This window comes from Burkholderia sp. Ac-20365 (genome assembly GCF_017104715.1).
Classification (GTDB): Bacteria; Pseudomonadota; Gammaproteobacteria; order Burkholderiales; family Burkholderiaceae; genus Paraburkholderia.
This window is the reverse complement of sequence record NZ_JAAGPI010000040.1, coordinates 65186-80938: the sequence shown is the minus strand read 5'-3', so window position 1 is coordinate 80938 and position 15753 is coordinate 65186. Positions and strand designations below refer to the sequence as shown.

The following is a 15753-nucleotide window of genomic DNA, read 5'->3' as shown; positions in this document are numbered from 1 at the left end:
GGAAGATCCGTACCGTCTGTTCCGTTGCCATACGATCATGAACTGCGTCGACGTGTGCCCGAAGGGGCTCAACCCGACGAAGGCGATCGGCAAGATCAAGGAATTGATGGTGCGCCGGACGGTCTGATGAATAGCCCCCACGCTTCCTTCGGTTCGCTGCCCCCCGAGGGGGCGGTCAGTACGCTTGGGAGCGGCCCTGCGCGTACTGACATGGATGCATCTCACCAGTCCGACCCGTTGCGCCGCGCGCGTCTGCGCTGGCGTGCCCGGCGCGGTCTGCTGGAAAACGATCTGATCTTCGAGCGTTTTTTCAGCCGATATGAGCATGATCTCAGTGATGCGGATGTGGGCGCGCTCACGCGCCTGCTCGAACTGAGCGATAACGACCTGATGGACTTGCTGCTCGCACGCAAGGAACCGGAAGGCGACCTCGCCGACGCCGATGTCGTGCGGGTGCTGGAGATGCTGCGCACTGCGTGAATCGCACCAGTGCCAGCGCTCTAAAATAAAGTAGTGCCTCTCGCTTCTCGGGCGGGCGAGGTCGACGACCTCGCCCGCTGCGAGATATCTCTGCGGCGGTTCGCCGACCATTTACCTGAACATTGCAATAAAAGCGCCCGTGCTGCTATATCGCTTCACGCCCTAAAGCACGCCCCAATTTTGCCGTTAAAGCTGTTCACTCTACTCTCATCGCCGGCGCGGGCTGGCATCGAACAGCATGCGCAACGTTACGGTACGGGTCAGCCTCCTTGCATTACTCGTGGTATTCGCGTCGATGATTCTGCTGGGCGGCGTGGTGGGTATCGGAGCGTTGAAGATCACCAACGGCAATGCGCAGAATCTGCGCGAAATGGCTCGCCAGACCATCCTCGTCAACGACGCCTACAAGGACACGACTCGCACGCGTTCGGCGATGGTACGCGCCTACTCCGCGCTGAAGGAGCGCAACGACACGGCCACCCGCGACTCGGCATTGCAGAGCGCGCAACGCTCGCTCGACCTGTCCGTGCGCGAAACCCAGGCGTTCGAGAAGTCCGACTCGTTCGACGGCATGGACGCAGCGCTCAAGCAGCAGCTGCTCGACTCAGCGATGCAACTCACCACGACGCTCAACCGTGCCGCCGATGCACTGCGCAACGGCGACACCGCGGCCTATGCGGCGCTCAACGATCGCGACATCACTGCATCGGGCGCGGCCTATTCGACCAATGTCGAGAAATTCCAGAAGCTCGCGAACCAGCTTTCCGAAGATGCCCTCGCGAGCGGCAATCAGCGTTATCAGTGGATTGTCGGCACGGTGATGCTGGGCATTGCGATCGCCGTCGGCCTGATCGTGCTCGCGTACTTCGCGCTGCAACGCACGGTGTCGACGCCGCTCGCGCAGGCGGCGCATGTACTTGATCGCATTGCTTCCAACGATCTCACGGTGCGCGTGCCCGAAGCGAGCAAGAGCGAAATCGGCCAGCTGTTCGCGGCGATGCAGCGGATGCAGTCGGGTCTGACGCGCACGGTGTCCGGCGTGCGCGAAAGCTGCGAAGCGATTCATACGGCCGCGCGTGAAATCGCGGCAGGCAATCTGGATCTGTCGAGCCGTACGGAAGAACAATCGGCGTCGCTCGAAGAGACGGCGGCGAGCATGGAGCAATTGACGTCCACGGTGAAGCAGAACGCCGAGCACGCGCGCGAAGCAAACCGGCTCGCCACGGATGCCGCCGATCTCGCGCAGCAGGGCGGCGACGTGGTTGAGCGCGCGGTGCATACGATGGCCGAGATCAGCGCAAGCTCGAGCAAGATCGCGGACATCATCGGCATGATCGATAGCATTGCGTTCCAGACGAACATTCTCGCGTTGAACGCAGCCGTCGAGTCGGCGCGTGCGGGCGAACAGGGACGCGGCTTCGCAGTGGTCGCGGGCGAGGTGCGCACGCTCGCACAGCGCAGCGCGGGCGCTGCGCGTGAAATCAAGGAACTGATCGGCACGTCGATCGATCACGTGCAGAACGGCAATGGACTCGTCGCGCAAGCGGGCGCAACGATGACCGAGATCGTGCGCTCGGTGCGCAATGTCGCGGGCATCATGAGTGAAATCACGACGGCGACGGCCGAGCAGAGCGACGGTATCGAGCAGGTCGGGCACGCGGTGAGTCAGATGGATCAGGTCACGCAACAGAATGCCGCGCTCGTCGAGCAGGCGGCCGCCGCGGCAAGCGCACTCGAAAGCCAGGCGCAGACCATGCGCGAAGCTGTTTCGGCATTCCAGCTCGCGAAAGCGTTCTGATTCCAGCGCAACGCTTTTTCAATCGAAGCATTTTTCAGGTTCCGTACAAGAGGCTTTTACGGAGCGCTGCATTTATCTAACGATGGAACGCACGCTTCTGGAAAGTCCCACCGATTAAACATCGGATCACAGTCGTGCAGTTTCAGCACGTGCGAAGCGTGATTACTGGAAACAGTCGAGAGCATTCTTTCTCGCGAGGAAAGACACGCTTCCGATGGTGATGCTTTTAACGTGGCATAGGCACCCTGCGCTTCGGATTACGTACTTTGCGCCACAGAAACAACGACATTCACGCTCTGACGTCGCGCTAATCGAACGATGCACTTACGCTGCGTGACGCACACAAGCTCCTTAAGATCACGCCTGATGCAACATCGTTCGTGCATTTCTTTCCAGCATGAGCAGGCGACTTTCTGGTAACGACTGCATTCCTAAGCGAAGCCGGAATAATGCGCGCAGTGGGAACGAGTTGTTCATCGGCATCAAAAGTGTTGTGTCGCCGGTGATATTTACGTCATCTGTTCACGTTCACATAATCCGTTCACGTACTGCAAATCATGAATCACGAACCACGATTCACGACCCGCAGCGAAGCGGTGACGATATGAGTTTTGCCGACTGGCCTGACGTTTGGGCGTTCCGTTGGGGCACGAACAGGCAATGTGCCCGGGACATGAAATCGCTGCGGCGCTCATCGCTCCACCTATGTGTGCTTGTTGCCAACAGGAGCTTCCATGCCAAACGATAACCTTCCTTCAGTCCCGTCGCGTCGTCACTTCATCGACGTGGCCGCCGCCGCTGTCGCGGCAAGTTCTCTGAGTTCATTCGCCTTCGCACAATCGAATCAGGCAATCACTGAAATCACGCCCGCGGGCGGCGACAAGACCGCGATTCGCAAGCTTCGCGTGCATGTGCCGGAATCGCAACTGGTCGATTTGCGCAGACGTATCAAAGCGACAAAGTGGCCCGAGCGCGAGACTGTCACCGATGCCTCACAAGGCGTTCAACTCGCGACGATGCAAAAGCTCGCGAACTATTGGGCGACCAGTTACGACTGGCGCAAGGTGGAAGCGCGAATGAATGCGCTGCCGCAGTTCGTGACGGAAATCGACGGGATCGATATTCATTTCATTCACGTGCGCTCGAAGGAAAGCAATGCGTTGCCGATGATCATCACGCACGGTTGGCCCGGTTCGATCATCGAACAGATGAAAGTGATTGGCCCTTTGACCAATCCGACAGCGCATGGCGGCAGTGCGTCGGATGCATTCGATGTTGTGATTCCTTCACTGCCTGGCTATGGTTTTTCAGGCAAACCGACTGCGACGGGCTGGGATCCTGCGCGAATTGCGCGTGCATGGGTTACGCTGATGCAGCGCCTTGGCTACAAGCGATACGTCGCACAAGGCGGCGACTGGGGCAATGCCATCACCGAACAGATGGCGCTGATTGCGCCGCCTGAACTGCTGGCCATTCACACCAACATGCCTGCCACAGTGCCAGACGACATTGCGAACGCACTCAAGTACGGCAACCCGGCACCCGCCGGTCTGTCGCCCGACGAGCAGCACGCGTTCGATCAGCTCGACTACTTCTACAAGCATGGTCTCGGTTACGCGCTGGAAATGGCGAACCGTCCGCAGACGCTGTATGGAATCGCCGATTCGCCCATTGGACTCGCAGCGTGGATGCTCGATCACGATGCCGCAAGTCAGGCAATGATTGCGCGTGTATTCGATGGACAACCCGAAGGCTTGTCGCGTGATGATGTACTCGAGAACGTCACGCTGTATTGGCTGACGAATACGGCGGAATCGTCGGCGCGTCTCTATTGGGAAAACAAGCTCAACTTCTTTGCGCCGAAGCATGTGGCCATTCCGGTGGCCGTCAGCGTGTTTCCGGATGAGATTTACGCAGCGCCAAAGAGTTGGGCCGAGAAAGCGTATCCGAAGCTGATTCACTACAACCGTTTGCCCAAAGGCGGACACTTCGCGGCATGGGAGCAGCCGCAAGCCTTCACGGAAGAAGTGCGCGTGAGTTTCCGCTCGTTCCGCTAAGCCGCAAAAGATGCGGACGATTCAATGTGCGTCGTCCGCATCAAGTCCGTTATTTAACGGTCGACACGCTGTTGCAGATGCGCGGGATAACGATCGCCGACAACCGCAATACCGCTCAGCGCCGTCTCGATCTGCGCGAGTTCATCGGTCGACAGCACGATGGCAGCCGCGCCGATATTTTCTTCGAGGCGAGCAAGCTTCGTGGTGCCGGGAATCGGCGCCATCCACGGCTTTTGCGCAAGCAGCCATGCCAGCGCGATCTGCGCGCGCGTCACGCCTTTGCTATCCGCAATTTTTCCGAGCGCTTCGACGAGCACCGCATTCGCCTTGCGGTTCTCTTCAGTGAAGCGCGGCACCACGTTGCGGAAGTCTGTCTTGTCGAAGGTCGTGGCCGCGTCGATGGCGCCCGTGAGGAAGCCTTTGCCCAGCGGGCTGAACGGCACGAAGCCGATACCCAGTTCTTCGAGCGTCGGCAGAATCGACGTTTCGGGCTCGCGCCACCACAACGAGTACTCGCTTTGCACGGCAGCAACGGGTTGCACCGCGTGAGCGCGGCGGATCGTGCTCGCGCCTGCCTCGGACAGACCGAAGTGCAACACCTTGCCTTCCTGGATCAGATCGCGCACCGTGCCGGCGACGTCTTCGATCGGCACGGCCGGGTCGACGCGATGCTGGTACAGCAGATCGATGCGGTCCGTATTCAGCCGCTTGAGCGACGCTTCCGTCACCGCGCGGATCGTCTCGGGCCGGCTGTCGACGCCTTTCGGCGGCTGACCGTCGATAAATCCGAACTTGGTTGCGATCACGACCTTGTCGCGGTTCGAAGCCAAAGCCTTGCCGAGTAGCGTCTCGTTCGTGTGCGGACCATAGGCCTCGGCGGTATCGAAGAAAGTGACGCCCTGATCGAAGGCCGACTGAATCAGACGGATGGCCTGCTGCTCTTCCGTAGCAGGGCCATATGCGAAGCTCAGCCCCATACAGCCGAGTCCGATGGCCGATACCTTGAGACCGGACTTGCCCAGTTCGCGCTGCTGCATGATTTCCTCTTTGATGGTCAGATGCGGACGATCAGAATAGGCTCGATAATTGCGCTCAACAATCCGCCTTCCTTTGCAAGACCTTTTGAGAGAATTTCATCAATGCCTCGCCCGGGACTTTCGGAGCTGTCCGCCTTCGTTTCCATTGCGCAGCATCGCAGCTTCAGCGCGGCCGCGCGCGCGATGGGCGTCACGCCGTCCGCGCTGAGCCACGCAATGCGCGCACTGGAAGCGCGTCTGAACGTGCGGCTCTTCACGCGTACCACGCGTTCGATGTCGCTGACGGAAGCCGGCGAGCAGTTGCTGCGCCGCGTGGGGCCCGCCATTCGCGATCTCGAAGATGCCGTCGATGAAGCGACGTCGACGCAGCACCGCCCTTCGGGATCGATACGCATCAACTGTTCGGAGAACGGCGCGCGAGAGGTGATCGAACAGGTGCTGCCGTCGTTTCTCGAGAAATACCCCGAGATACATGTGGAATTCGCCGTGGATACGCGGCTCGTCGATATCGTCGCGGGAGGGTTCGATGCGGGCATTCGCGTGATGGAAGACGTGCCGCGCGACATGATTGCGATCCGCTTCGGGCCGGAGATGCGCTTTTGCGCGGTTGCGTCGCCCGAGTACATCGCGCGGCATGGCAAGCCGCAAACGCCTGATGATCTGCTCGATCATCGCTGCATCCGTTTTCGCTTCGAGAGCGGCGCGCTGTTTCGCTGGGATCTCGAAGATCGCGGCAGGCGTGTGTCGCTCGACGTCGGCGGGCCGATGACGCTCGGCAACCTGAACCTGATGGTGTGGACCGCGCTGTCGGGAATCGGCATTGCGTGGGTGCCTGAGACGCTCGTCAGCGGGCTGCTCGAAGCGGGCCTGCTGATCGACGTGCTGCCCGCGGCGGGGCCGTCATTCGGGCAATGGTGCCTCTATTACCCGGCGAACCGCCATACGCCGCCCGCGCTGCATCTTTTCGCAAACGCGGTGCGCGAGTGGGCGCGCGAGCAGAGCGCCCGTTCCGCCTGACTCTTGCGTAGCGTAAAAAGCGGTTCTGTGGCCCCGATGAAGCCTGAATCTAGCTCGACCGGCCATCGAAGTGCGTCACAGGCAACGCATCGATATCGATGTCTTCCAGACAGCGCACGTTGATAGCCGCCATTGCGCGGCCGTCGGGCGCCGTGCCTTCGCCATACGGATGCATGCCGCACACCGGACAAAAGCGATGACGGATCACGTGCTTGTTAAAGAGGTACGTGCTGGCGTTTTCAGCGGGCGTCGTGAGATGCAGATGTTCGATGGGCACGAACCACATCAGTGAGCCCTTGCGCTGGCATATCGAGCAGTTGCACGCCATGACGCTGGTTGGCTCGCCTTCGACTTCGAATGCAATGCGTCCGCAATGACAGCTTCCCTTGTGCGACATGACGATCTCCCGATGGGTAGAGGCCAGCGCCGTCACGCATCGCCGACGGCGGTGTACGAACGTCCGTGTTCTATTCGCAGTGTGACATAAAGTCACCTTCAGCCGTCCGTTGGTCTGCCGTAAACAAGTTGTAACCAACAAAATAGGCGCGACTGCAAATGAAACTGAGCAATCTGAAGGTGTCGACCCGGCTGCTTGCAGGATTCGGCCTGCTGACGGCCTTGCTGCTTGCCGTGGCATTGATTGGTTTCTATGGTCTGTGGGCGTTGAATGGCAAGCTGGATGAGATTGCGCGCGTCAACGGCACGCAGGCGCGTCTGGCTAATGAGTTGCGCGCATCAATTCAGGACCGCGCGATCGCGATGCGTAACGTCGTGCTCTACACGAGCGCCGCGGACAGGCAGGCCGAAGCCGAGCGGATTGCGAAGCAGGGCGAATTCTATGCAGATGCCTATAAACAGCTCGATCGCACGTTCGTGGAAGAAGCGGGTACCGATCCGCGCGAGCGCGCGTTGATGGCGGCACTCAAGCAGGAAGAGGCGGCCGCCGTGCCGCCGATGAGCAAGGTGGTCGAACTCAGCCTTGCGAATGACACGCTCGTCGCGACGCAAGTGTTGCTGGAACGCGCCCGTCCGACGCAACGCACGTGGCTCGCGCGCGCGGTCGAACTGGCGAACTTCGAGGATCAGGCGAACGTCGAGGCGCAACAGGATGCGATCGCGACGTACTCGCGCATTCGCGTGCTGATCGCTGTGATTGTGGCGGTGTCGATTGCACTCGCGTTGGTCACAGCGACGCTGATTACACGCAGCATCCTGCGGCAACTGGGCGGCGAGCCGCGCACCGCGCAGGAAATCGCCGCGCAGATCGCGCAGGGCAATCTTGCCGTCAAGGTCGATCTCGCGAACAGCGATACCGACAGCCTGATGGGATCGCTGGATACGATGCGCGCGCGACTCACGTCGATCGTCGCGGATATCAAGCGCTCGGCCGAATCGATCTCGGTTGCCGCTAGCGAGATTGCGCAAGGCAATACCGATCTGTCGCAGCGCACGGAAGAGCAGGCAGCGTCGCTGGAAGAAACGGCGGCGAGCATGGAAGAGCTGACCTCGACCGTCCGCCAGAACACCGAGAACGCGCGCCAGGGCAGCACGCTCGCGGGCAACGCATCGCACACGGCGACGGCAGGCGGCGATGTCGTGCGCAAGGTCGTCACGACGATGGACGACATCTCGTCGAGTTCGTCGCGCGTGTCGGAGATCATTTCCGTTATCGAAGGTATTGCATTTCAGACCAACATTCTTGCGCTCAACGCTGCTGTCGAGGCGGCGCGTGCCGGTGAAGAAGGGCGCGGTTTTGCCGTCGTCGCGGGCGAGGTCCGCACGCTCGCGCAACGCAGTGCGGCGGCAGCGAAGGAAATCAAGGAACTGATCGAGACGTCGGTCGCGCATGTGACGTCAGGCTCGACACTCGTGCACGACGCGGGCGACACGATGGACGAAGTGGTGCGCTCGGTGCAGCGCGTGACGGACATCATGAGCGAGATCGCTGCTGCATCGACGGAACAGTCGACGGGCATCGAGCAGGTCAACACGGCGGTCGCGCAGATGGACCAGGTGACGCAGCAGAACGCCGCGCTCGTCGAGCAGGCGACGGCCGCGGCGCAAGCGATGGCCGATCAGGCCGCGAGCCTGAAGGCTGCTGTGGCGATGTTCAGGCTGGATGGCGGCGCGCATTCGACGCATGCGGGTTCGTTGCCGGCTCGCGCGGCGTATGATCTGGTGATCACTTAGACAGCCAGAACAAGGAGCGGCCACGATGACCCCACAACAGCGTTACCTCGCAGAGGCAATCGAACTCGCTTACCGGAATCTGGAAAGCGGCGGTCGGCCGTTCGGCGCGGTCATCGTCAAGGATGGCGAGGTCGTCGCGACGGGTGTGAATGAAATTTTCCGCACGAACGATCCGACTTCGCACGCCGAGTTGAACGCGATCCGTACGGCGAGCCAGAAACTCGGCTCGCCGAGTCTCGCTGGTTGCACGGTGTATGCGAGCGGTCATCCGTGTCCGATGTGCCTTGCCGCGATGCGAATGGCGGGGGTCGGGGAAGTGTTTTACGCGTACTCCAATGAGGATGGCGCACCGTATGGGCTATCGACGGCGGCTGTGTATGCCGATCTCGCGAAGCCGTTTGCAGAGCAGTCGATGAAGATCCGTTACGAGCCGGTGCGGCTCGACGCGCATGCGGATCTTTACGCGGAATGGAAGAAGCGGCAGGGCAGTCAATAATCAGGAGCGGTCAGCAGCGGTCATGCCGCGAAGCGAACGAAGCGCGCGCTCGGCAACACGATCTGATGCGTCCACGCGGCAAGCGTGCGCGCGACGACGGGCGCCTTGCTGAGAATCGCGCTGTCATAGACCTTGCCCGCAAAGCGAACCGCGTCGATGATGCGAAAGCCCTGACCGCGATAGAACGAAACGAGATGCGAGGCGGGATAGGGTGTATCAAGCGCAATTTCCGCGTAGCCGCGCGTCGCAGCCCAATGCTCTGCGAACGCCAGCAGTGATTTGCCGATGCCGCGGTTCTGCCACGAAGGATCGATAGCGAGCTGGCGAATCGTTGCGACATCGCGGCGATGATAATGCTCGCAGAGCGATTCGCCGTCGCTTGCATAAAGCGTCATGGTGCCGATGATCTGGCCGCCGCTGACCACCACGAAGCAGTCGCCGCTTTGCGCACGTTGCTCCGTCACGGCGATATCCTGATCGACGCATGTGCAGTTCAGACCCATCATGCCGAGACGCGCGAACGAACGATGCAGCATCGACGTGAGTTGCTCGTAAGAGTCGCGTGACGGATCGAAGCGCCGCAGCACCACGCTGCCTATGGCTCGCTTTGCGGTTGCTGCGTGTTGCGTGAACATGGAGTGTCTCCAGGCTTCCTGAGTTGATTGAAGTCTAGAGTTGGCAAATGCGCGCCACAAGAAAAAATGTCGTAAAGAAATGCGAGTGGCCTGATCCTTTATTTGCGCATTTGCCTCGTAGATTTACACCATTTTTATTCGCGGTGTTCGATCTGCGACGTCACACTCACCGGTTCTGAATCAGCAGACCCAACGGCGCCAGCGGGCCGACCGGAATGAACTGATACTTCGCGAAACCACCCGCCGCGAGCGGCAACGCCTGCACAGTGGCCTGCGCTTCGTCGACCGATTCGACGTTCATCAGGAACACCACGCCGGGCGCATCCGAGCGGTACCAGAACTGTTCGATCTTGCCGTCGAGATAGAGCTTGAGTGTGGCAGGCACCTCGTTCGGCATGATCTGCGAACGCTGTTCCGGCGTGAGCGGCTGAACGATGGAAGCGATAGCGATGACTTTCATGTGACTCTCCTTGCGGTAGTGCGCGAATCTGCGCGACGGAGATCAATGTAGTCGTCGGGCCAAAAAACGGGTATCGTCGCATATGACAACTTTGGGGTCATTTACGCCATGCGCATCACCGTACTCGCACTCGATGGATTATTCGATACGGGACTAGCCGTCACGCTCGACGCGCTCGGCGCCGCGAACAAGCTGGCGTCCCGCATGATGGGCGGAACGCCGAAATTCAACGTCACTGTGGTGGGCGTGCGCAAGCGCGTGCGCTCGGGCCACGGCTTCTCCATTCCCGTTCAGCCGATCACACCGGACCTGAAGCCGGATTGGGTCATCGTTCCCGCGCTCGGCAAGACGACGCCGGAAGAACTGCTTCCCGCGCTCGAACGTGCGGATGTGAAGCAGGCAACCGCGCAGTTGCTGAAGTGGCGTGCGGAAGGCGCGTTGATTGCCGCGTCGTGCATCGGCACATTTCTGCTCGCGGAAGCGGGTCTTCTCGATCATCGGGAAGCGACCTCGACGTGGTCGCTTGCGCCGCTTTTCAGGCAACGCTACCCGAAGGTCTCGCTCGACGAATCGCGCATGCTCGTCGCAACCGATATCGGCGTGACGGCGGGCGCCGCGCTGGGTCATCTCGATCTCACACTGTGGCTGATCCGCAAGGCGAGTCCGGAACTGGCGACGCTCGTGTCGCGTTACCTGCTGGCGGATATCCGCTCGCTGCAGGCGCCGTACATCATTCCCAATCACCTGGCACTCGCGGACCCGTTAATCCAGCGCTTCGAGCGCTGGTCGCGCGACAACCTGAAAGAAGGTTTCTCGCTGCAAGACGCCGCCAGCGCGCTGGCGACGAGTGCGCGTACGTTGCAACGCCGTTGCCAGGATGTGCTCGGTAAATCGCCGCTCGCATACTTTCAGGACTTGCGTGTGGAACGTGCGCAATCGCTGCTGCACGGCAGTGGGCTCGATCTGGAAGCGATCGCTGCGGAAGTCGGCTATGAAGACGGCGCGACGTTGAGAACGCTGCTGCGCCAGCGTTTGGGAAGAGGCGTGCGCGAGTTACGCGCAGACTTGCGGTAAGGGATGAAAGAGGAAGTACTCGCACCTTCCTCTTTCATCACGTGTTGCCTAGTCGTACAGCACGGCAGCGATCTTCGGATCGGTCATGTTCGTCTTGTCGTACCAGTAGAAGCCGGTATCGACCTTCTTCGGCAGCTTCTGGCCTTTCAATGCCAGCACGGCCGAATCGACGACGCATTTGCCAATGCCAACCGGGTTCTGCGTAATCGCGCCCGCCATCAGGCCGGACATGATGTCCTCTTTCTGTTCCTTGCCCGAGTCGTAGCCGATCAGCACCAGTTTCTTGCCCGATTCCTTCACGCCAATCGCCGCGCCTTCTGCCGAACCTTCGTTCGCACCGAAAATGCCCTTGATGTTCGGGTTCGCCTGAATCATCGCCTTGGCAATTTCCGCCGACTTCAGGTGATCGCCGCCACCGTACTGCACGGAAACGATCTTGACGTTCGGATGCTTCGATTTCATCTGGTTCAGAAAGCCATCGCGGCGATCGACGCCCGTGCGGCTTGTCTGGTCATGCACGATCACGCCGACTTCGCCCGAATTGCCGATCATCTCGGCCATCTTGTCGGCGGCGAGCGCGGCGGCCGCGAGGTTATCCGTCGCGCACGTCGTGAGCGGAATGTCGCTGTCGACGCCCGAGTCGAACGCAATCACGGGGATCTTGCTCGACTGCGCGCGCTTGAGCAGCGGAATGGCCGCCTTGCTGTCGAGCGCGGCAATGCCGAGTGCCTGCGGCTTCTTCGCGAGCGCCGCCGACAGCATGTCGATCTGCTTGTCGACCATTGCCTCCGTTTCAGGGCCTTCGAACGTGATGCGCACGTTGTGTTCCTTCGCGGATTGCTCTGCGCCCGATTTCACGGCTTGCCAGAACTGATGCTGGAAGCCTTTGGAAATGAGCGGAATGTACGGCTCTTCTGCATACGTCATGCTTGCGCCAACGAGCGCGCCGACACCGACCGCGATACTGATTAGTCTTCTTTTCAACATGAGTTTTCTCCTCCTAAGGTGGGCTATCAACCTCCAGCCGTTGAGAGAGCCTTGCGGTACTCTCCTTTCTTCATTGTTCTATTACCGTGTGTCGTTTTAGCGTTTTCTGCGCCGCAGGATATCGGCGTAGACGGCGAGAATGATGATGAGGCCCGTCACCACGATCTGCCATTCCTGCGCGACTGACATGATGCGCAAGCCATTGGTCAGCACGCTCATGATGAATGCGCCGATGATCGTGCCGAGTATCGTGCCTGAGCCGCCGCTCAACGACGTGCCGCCTATTACCACAGCCGCGATCGCTTCCAGTTCGTAACCCTGGCCGAGCGCGGGTTGCGCCGAGTTCAGGCGCGACGCAATCAGCAGCCCCGCCACGCCGCAAATCGCACCGCCCAACCCGTAAATCGCAATCTTCCATCGGTCGACATTGACGCCTGACAGACGCACGGCCTCTTCATTGCTGCCGAGCGCGAAGGTATAGCGGCCCAATGCAGTGCGATTGAGCGTGATCGAACTGACGATGGCTAGCACGAAGAGAATCAGAACTGCATTGGGCACCGGAACGCTCGGCAGGAAATACGCGATCAGCGAGTCCTGCGAGATCATGTAGAAGTTCTCGGTGTCGGTGAAATAAATGGGTTTATCGACCGAGACGACGAGCGAAAGCCCTTTGAGCAGCAACATCATGCCCAGCGTCGCGATGAACGGCGGAATCTTCATTTTCGCCGTCAGCGTGCCTGATATCGTGCCGCACAGCGCGCCCGTTGCGATGGCCGCCAGCACGCCGATCCACATTGGCATATGCCAGTACGTCAGAAATACACCGCAAATCACGGCGGTAAAGGTCATCAGCGTGCCGACAGACAAATCGATGCCGCCCGTGATGATCACGAACGTACTCGCGATAGCCAGCACGCCATTTACGGCCGTGGCCTGCAAAATGCCGAGGATGTTATCCATCTGCATGAAGGCAGGCGATGCGAAGCTGAAAAAGATCAGCAGCAATATCAGGCTCGTGAAAGCGAGCAGTTTTTGCAAGGCTGTCGGCGAGAAGAGCCGGGCTTTGAAGCCCGACGCCCGGCTTTCGTTGGACAGTGCTGCTGTATCCGATTGCAGTGCCATTGATCTGACCTCGTGAGGATCATGCTGCTTTCAAAGATTCACGCTGTGTGGCGAGATGCATGATGCTTTCCTGCGTGGCTTCGCTAGCGGACAATTCGCCCGTGATGCGGCCTTCACACATCACCACGATACGATCGCTCATGCGCAGGATCTCCGGCAATTCCGACGAGATCATCACGATAGCCTTGCCCTCTGCGGCAAGCGCACGCAACAGCTTGTAGATCTCGCTCTTTGCACCGACATCGATGCCGCGCGTCGGCTCGTCGAAGAACAGTACGTCGCAGTCGCGCTCCAGCCACTTCGCAATCACAATCTTCTGCTGGTTGCCACCCGACAGCAGCCTGACGGGTTGCGTTGCAGACGGCGTGCGTATTGCCAGCAGATTGATGAAGTGCGCCGCGCGCTTGCGAATTTGCGCGCGACGCAGAAACACATTCAACGACAGGAATTTGCCGAGGTTCGACATCACAATGTTCGATTCGACGTCCATCCCCGTTGCAAGGCCGAAGCGCTTGCGGTCTTCCGACAGATAGCCAATGCTGTGCGCGACGGCATCGCTCGGTCTCCTGATGTGCGCTTTTGCGCCTTTCACGAAGATCTCTCCCGATTCGATCGGGTCCGCGCCAAACACGGCGCGTGCGACTTCGGTGCGGCCCGCGCCCATCAGCCCTGCAAAACCCAGTATTTCGCCTTTGCGCAGCGTGAAGCTGACGTCTCTTACGAGCGGTCCCGCGTTCAGATGCTTCACTTCCAGTGCGATATCGCCGGTGCTTTGCGTACCCTCATACGGCGTGACGTCGGCGAGCGTGCGGCCCACCATCATGCCGATGATGACAGGCACGGATGTGTCGGCTGTCGTTACAGTGGCGACATATTCGCCGTCGCGCATGACAGTCACGCGGTCGGATATCTGCTTGAGTTCATCCATCTTGTGCGAGATGTAGATAACGCCCACACCGCGTTGCTTCAGTTGACGGATGATGCGGAAAAGCTCGGCAATCTCTGCGTCGTTGAGCGCGGAGGTCGGTTCGTCCATGATGAGCACGCGCGAGTCGAACGAAAGCGCTTTGGCGATCTCGACCATCTGCTGGCTTGCCACGGTGAGCGAGCCAACGATGGTCCGTGGGTCCAGATTCACGTGCATGCGAGCCAGAATGTCGCGTGCCTGTGCATTGAGCTTGTCTTCGTCGAGAAACAGGCCAAGGTGTCCGCGCGGTTCTCGGCCAATGAACATGTTCTGCGCGACGCTCAAGTGATTCATCAGTTGCAGTTCCTGATGAATGATGCCGATGCCTGAAGCCTGCGCTTCGCGCGGACTCGTGAAATCGACGGGCTTGCCGTCGTAGAGCATTTCGCCGGAATCTCGTGTGTACACGCCGGCGAGAATCTTCATCAGCGTCGACTTGCCCGCGCCGTTTTCACCCATCAGCGCATGCACTTCGCCTGCCATGAGTTCGAACTGCACTTCGTGCAGTGCTCTCACACCAGGAAAGCTTTTGCAGAGCTTGTTGACGGAAATGAGTGGCGTCATGGCGAGGCAGGTATGCAAAGAGAAGCCGGAGACATTGCCGGAACCTCAGGGTGCAAAAAGATCGGGTCTTTCTTTCGCCGACCGGTGCAATTCGGCGACCACTTCGTCGAGATGATCGTGCATGGCTTTTGCAGCGGTATCGGCGTTCCCTGCACGAATAGCGGCGAATATATGTTCGTGCTCTTCGAGCGTATGTACGAGCCGCTCCGGACTTGCCAGCAATTGCCTTGCACGATCCAGCGCATTGCGCGACACCGCAACGATTTCTTTCACGCGCGGCAAATTCACCGCATCGAGCATGATTTCGTGAAAGCTCAGATCGAGTACATGAAATTCCAGACGATTGCCGTTGCCGGCTACGGCACGTTGCTGATCGAGATTGACGGCAAGCGCATCGACTATCGCGGCGTCATGTTTCAGCGCAACGGCGCGCACGGTTTCGACCTCTAACGCGCTGCGTATGAACAGATGCTGACGAATGTCATGCAGCGCAATCGGTTTGACGCGCGTGCCGCGCTGCGGCAAAACTTCGACCAGACCCGCGTGTTCGAGCCGCGCCAATGCGGCTGAAACCGGAAAGCGAGAAACGCCCATGCGCTCGCATACGGCCAGCTTGTCGATCATCATTCCGGGTTCCAGCACCAGCGTCACGATCGCTTCTCTCAGCGCCTGTTCCACTGCGTCAGTCAGGCTGCCGCGTTCGCCGCCTTTGACTTTTTGCAGTGCGACATATGGGCTGCTGGCGGTACTCGCGACATCTGTAGAAGAGCTCACGGCACGCTTGATTTCCAGAAGACATGCTAGCATGCTAGGAAGCAGATTGAGTGTTGTCAACGCGTGCAAACGCCTGGAGTGAGTTTGATTTGACT

At 59.8% G+C, this 15753-nt stretch carries 15 protein-coding genes and 1 pseudogene; 8 read left to right on the top strand and 8 right to left on the bottom strand.

All coding sequences use genetic code 11. The features are described from left to right. From sdhB to G3O01_RS37965, 4 genes and pseudogenes are all read left to right on the top strand, one after another. A pseudogene (gene sdhB, locus G3O01_RS37980) lies at nt 1-127 on the top strand (succinate dehydrogenase iron-sulfur subunit); the annotation flags it as partial. Nucleotides 128-210: 83 nt separating this feature from the next. Continuing rightward, nucleotides 211-480, top strand: a complete 270-nt coding sequence (locus tag G3O01_RS37975) for a succinate dehydrogenase assembly factor 2 (RefSeq protein WP_205812310.1) — start codon at nt 211-213, stop codon at nt 478-480. Between the two features lie 238 nt (nt 481-718). Further along, complete coding sequence (locus tag G3O01_RS37970; RefSeq protein WP_205812308.1) at nt 719-2278, top strand: methyl-accepting chemotaxis protein; 1560 nt, start codon at nt 719-721, stop codon at nt 2276-2278. Nucleotides 2279-3012: 734 nt separating this feature from the next. Further along, on the top strand, nt 3013-4335 hold the full coding sequence (locus G3O01_RS37965; RefSeq protein WP_205812306.1) for an epoxide hydrolase: 1323 nt from the start codon (nt 3013-3015) through the stop codon (nt 4333-4335). Between the two features lie 53 nt (nt 4336-4388). Here G3O01_RS37965 and G3O01_RS37960 read toward each other — a convergent pair whose 3' ends face one another. Continuing rightward, nucleotides 4389-5372 carry an aldo/keto reductase gene (locus G3O01_RS37960; RefSeq protein ID WP_205812304.1) on the bottom strand — a complete coding sequence of 328 codons (984 nt, stop codon included), beginning with the start codon at nt 5370-5372 and terminating at the stop codon, nt 4389-4391. A 102-nt stretch (nt 5373-5474) separates the two neighbouring features. Here G3O01_RS37960 and G3O01_RS37955 point away from each other — a divergent pair, with 102 nt between their 5' ends. Further along, complete coding sequence (locus G3O01_RS37955) at nt 5475-6389, top strand: LysR family transcriptional regulator (protein ID WP_205812302.1); 915 nt, start codon at nt 5475-5477, stop codon at nt 6387-6389. Nucleotides 6390-6438: 49 nt separating this feature from the next. On the opposite strand, the gene G3O01_RS37950 is transcribed toward G3O01_RS37955, so the two are convergent. Then, on the bottom strand, nt 6439-6786 hold the full coding sequence (locus tag G3O01_RS37950) for a GFA family protein (protein ID WP_205812301.1): 348 nt from the start codon (nt 6784-6786) through the stop codon (nt 6439-6441). A gap of 158 nt (nt 6787-6944) precedes the next feature. On the opposite strand from G3O01_RS37950, the gene G3O01_RS37945 reads away from it, so the two are divergent. Both G3O01_RS37945 and G3O01_RS37940 read left to right on the top strand, forming a co-directional pair. Beyond that, nucleotides 6945-8579, top strand: coding sequence for a methyl-accepting chemotaxis protein (locus G3O01_RS37945; protein WP_277403081.1), 1635 nt, complete (start codon nt 6945-6947; stop codon nt 8577-8579). A 25-nt stretch (nt 8580-8604) separates the two neighbouring features. Beyond that, on the top strand, nt 8605-9075 hold the full coding sequence (locus G3O01_RS37940) for a nucleoside deaminase (protein WP_205812299.1): 471 nt from the start codon (nt 8605-8607) through the stop codon (nt 9073-9075). Between the two features lie 20 nt (nt 9076-9095). Here G3O01_RS37940 and G3O01_RS37935 read toward each other — a convergent pair whose 3' ends face one another. After that, on the bottom strand, nt 9096-9710 hold the full coding sequence (locus G3O01_RS37935; RefSeq protein ID WP_205812297.1) for a GNAT family N-acetyltransferase: 615 nt from the start codon (nt 9708-9710) through the stop codon (nt 9096-9098). Nucleotides 9711-9876: 166 nt separating this feature from the next. Further along, nucleotides 9877-10170 carry a muconolactone Delta-isomerase family protein gene (locus G3O01_RS37930; RefSeq protein WP_205812295.1) on the bottom strand — a complete coding sequence of 98 codons (294 nt, stop codon included), beginning with the start codon at nt 10168-10170 and terminating at the stop codon, nt 9877-9879. A gap of 108 nt (nt 10171-10278) precedes the next feature. Between G3O01_RS37930 and G3O01_RS37925 the strand changes: the two genes are divergently transcribed. Further along, nucleotides 10279-11244, top strand: coding sequence for a helix-turn-helix domain-containing protein (locus tag G3O01_RS37925; RefSeq protein ID WP_205812293.1), 966 nt, complete (start codon nt 10279-10281; stop codon nt 11242-11244). 48 nt (nt 11245-11292) lie between these two features. Here the strand turns inward: G3O01_RS37925 and G3O01_RS37920 are convergent, their stop codons facing one another. The 4 genes from G3O01_RS37920 to G3O01_RS37905 form a co-directional block, all read right to left on the bottom strand. After that, entirely contained in the window at nt 11293-12231 is a 939-nt protein-coding gene (locus tag G3O01_RS37920; protein ID WP_205812291.1) for an ABC transporter substrate-binding protein, read from the bottom strand. A 96-nt stretch (nt 12232-12327) separates the two neighbouring features. Then, the gene (locus G3O01_RS37915; RefSeq protein WP_205812289.1) at nt 12328-13353 is read right to left on the bottom strand and encodes an ABC transporter permease; all 1026 of its coding nucleotides are present in this window, start codon (nt 13351-13353) and stop codon (nt 12328-12330) included. Nucleotides 13354-13372: 19 nt separating this feature from the next. Next, the gene (locus tag G3O01_RS37910) at nt 13373-14884 is read right to left on the bottom strand and encodes a sugar ABC transporter ATP-binding protein (RefSeq protein ID WP_205812287.1); all 1512 of its coding nucleotides are present in this window, start codon (nt 14882-14884) and stop codon (nt 13373-13375) included. Nucleotides 14885-14929: 45 nt separating this feature from the next. Next, on the bottom strand, nt 14930-15691 hold the full coding sequence (locus tag G3O01_RS37905; RefSeq protein ID WP_205812285.1) for a GntR family transcriptional regulator: 762 nt from the start codon (nt 15689-15691) through the stop codon (nt 14930-14932). Nucleotides 15692-15753 lie beyond the last annotated feature (62 nt).

Coding starts and splice junctions, on each gene's coding strand:
- G3O01_RS37940 (WP_205812299.1), top strand. CDS start 8,605: ATGACCCCACAACAGCGTTACCTCGCAGAGGCAATCGAACTCGCTTAC.
- G3O01_RS37975 (WP_205812310.1), top strand. CDS start 211: ATGGATGCATCTCACCAGTCCGACCCGTTGCGCCGCGCGCGTCTGCGC.
- G3O01_RS37905 (WP_205812285.1), bottom strand. CDS start 15,691: ATGCTAGCATGTCTTCTGGAAATCAAGCGTGCCGTGAGCTCTTCTACA.
- G3O01_RS37915 (WP_205812289.1), bottom strand. CDS start 13,353: ATGGCACTGCAATCGGATACAGCAGCACTGTCCAACGAAAGCCGGGCG.
- G3O01_RS37945 (WP_277403081.1), top strand. CDS start 6,945: ATGAAACTGAGCAATCTGAAGGTGTCGACCCGGCTGCTTGCAGGATTC.
- G3O01_RS37965 (WP_205812306.1), top strand. CDS start 3,013: ATGCCAAACGATAACCTTCCTTCAGTCCCGTCGCGTCGTCACTTCATC.
- G3O01_RS37910 (WP_205812287.1), bottom strand. CDS start 14,884: ATGACGCCACTCATTTCCGTCAACAAGCTCTGCAAAAGCTTTCCTGGT.
- G3O01_RS37970 (WP_205812308.1), top strand. CDS start 719: ATGCGCAACGTTACGGTACGGGTCAGCCTCCTTGCATTACTCGTGGTA.
- G3O01_RS37920 (WP_205812291.1), bottom strand. CDS start 12,231: ATGTTGAAAAGAAGACTAATCAGTATCGCGGTCGGTGTCGGCGCGCTC.
- G3O01_RS37935 (WP_205812297.1), bottom strand. CDS start 9,710: ATGTTCACGCAACACGCAGCAACCGCAAAGCGAGCCATAGGCAGCGTG.
- G3O01_RS37960 (WP_205812304.1), bottom strand. CDS start 5,372: ATGCAGCAGCGCGAACTGGGCAAGTCCGGTCTCAAGGTATCGGCCATC.
- G3O01_RS37955 (WP_205812302.1), top strand. CDS start 5,475: ATGCCTCGCCCGGGACTTTCGGAGCTGTCCGCCTTCGTTTCCATTGCG.
- G3O01_RS37930 (WP_205812295.1), bottom strand. CDS start 10,170: ATGAAAGTCATCGCTATCGCTTCCATCGTTCAGCCGCTCACGCCGGAA.
- G3O01_RS37950 (WP_205812301.1), bottom strand. CDS start 6,786: ATGTCGCACAAGGGAAGCTGTCATTGCGGACGCATTGCATTCGAAGTC.
- G3O01_RS37925 (WP_205812293.1), top strand. CDS start 10,279: ATGCGCATCACCGTACTCGCACTCGATGGATTATTCGATACGGGACTA.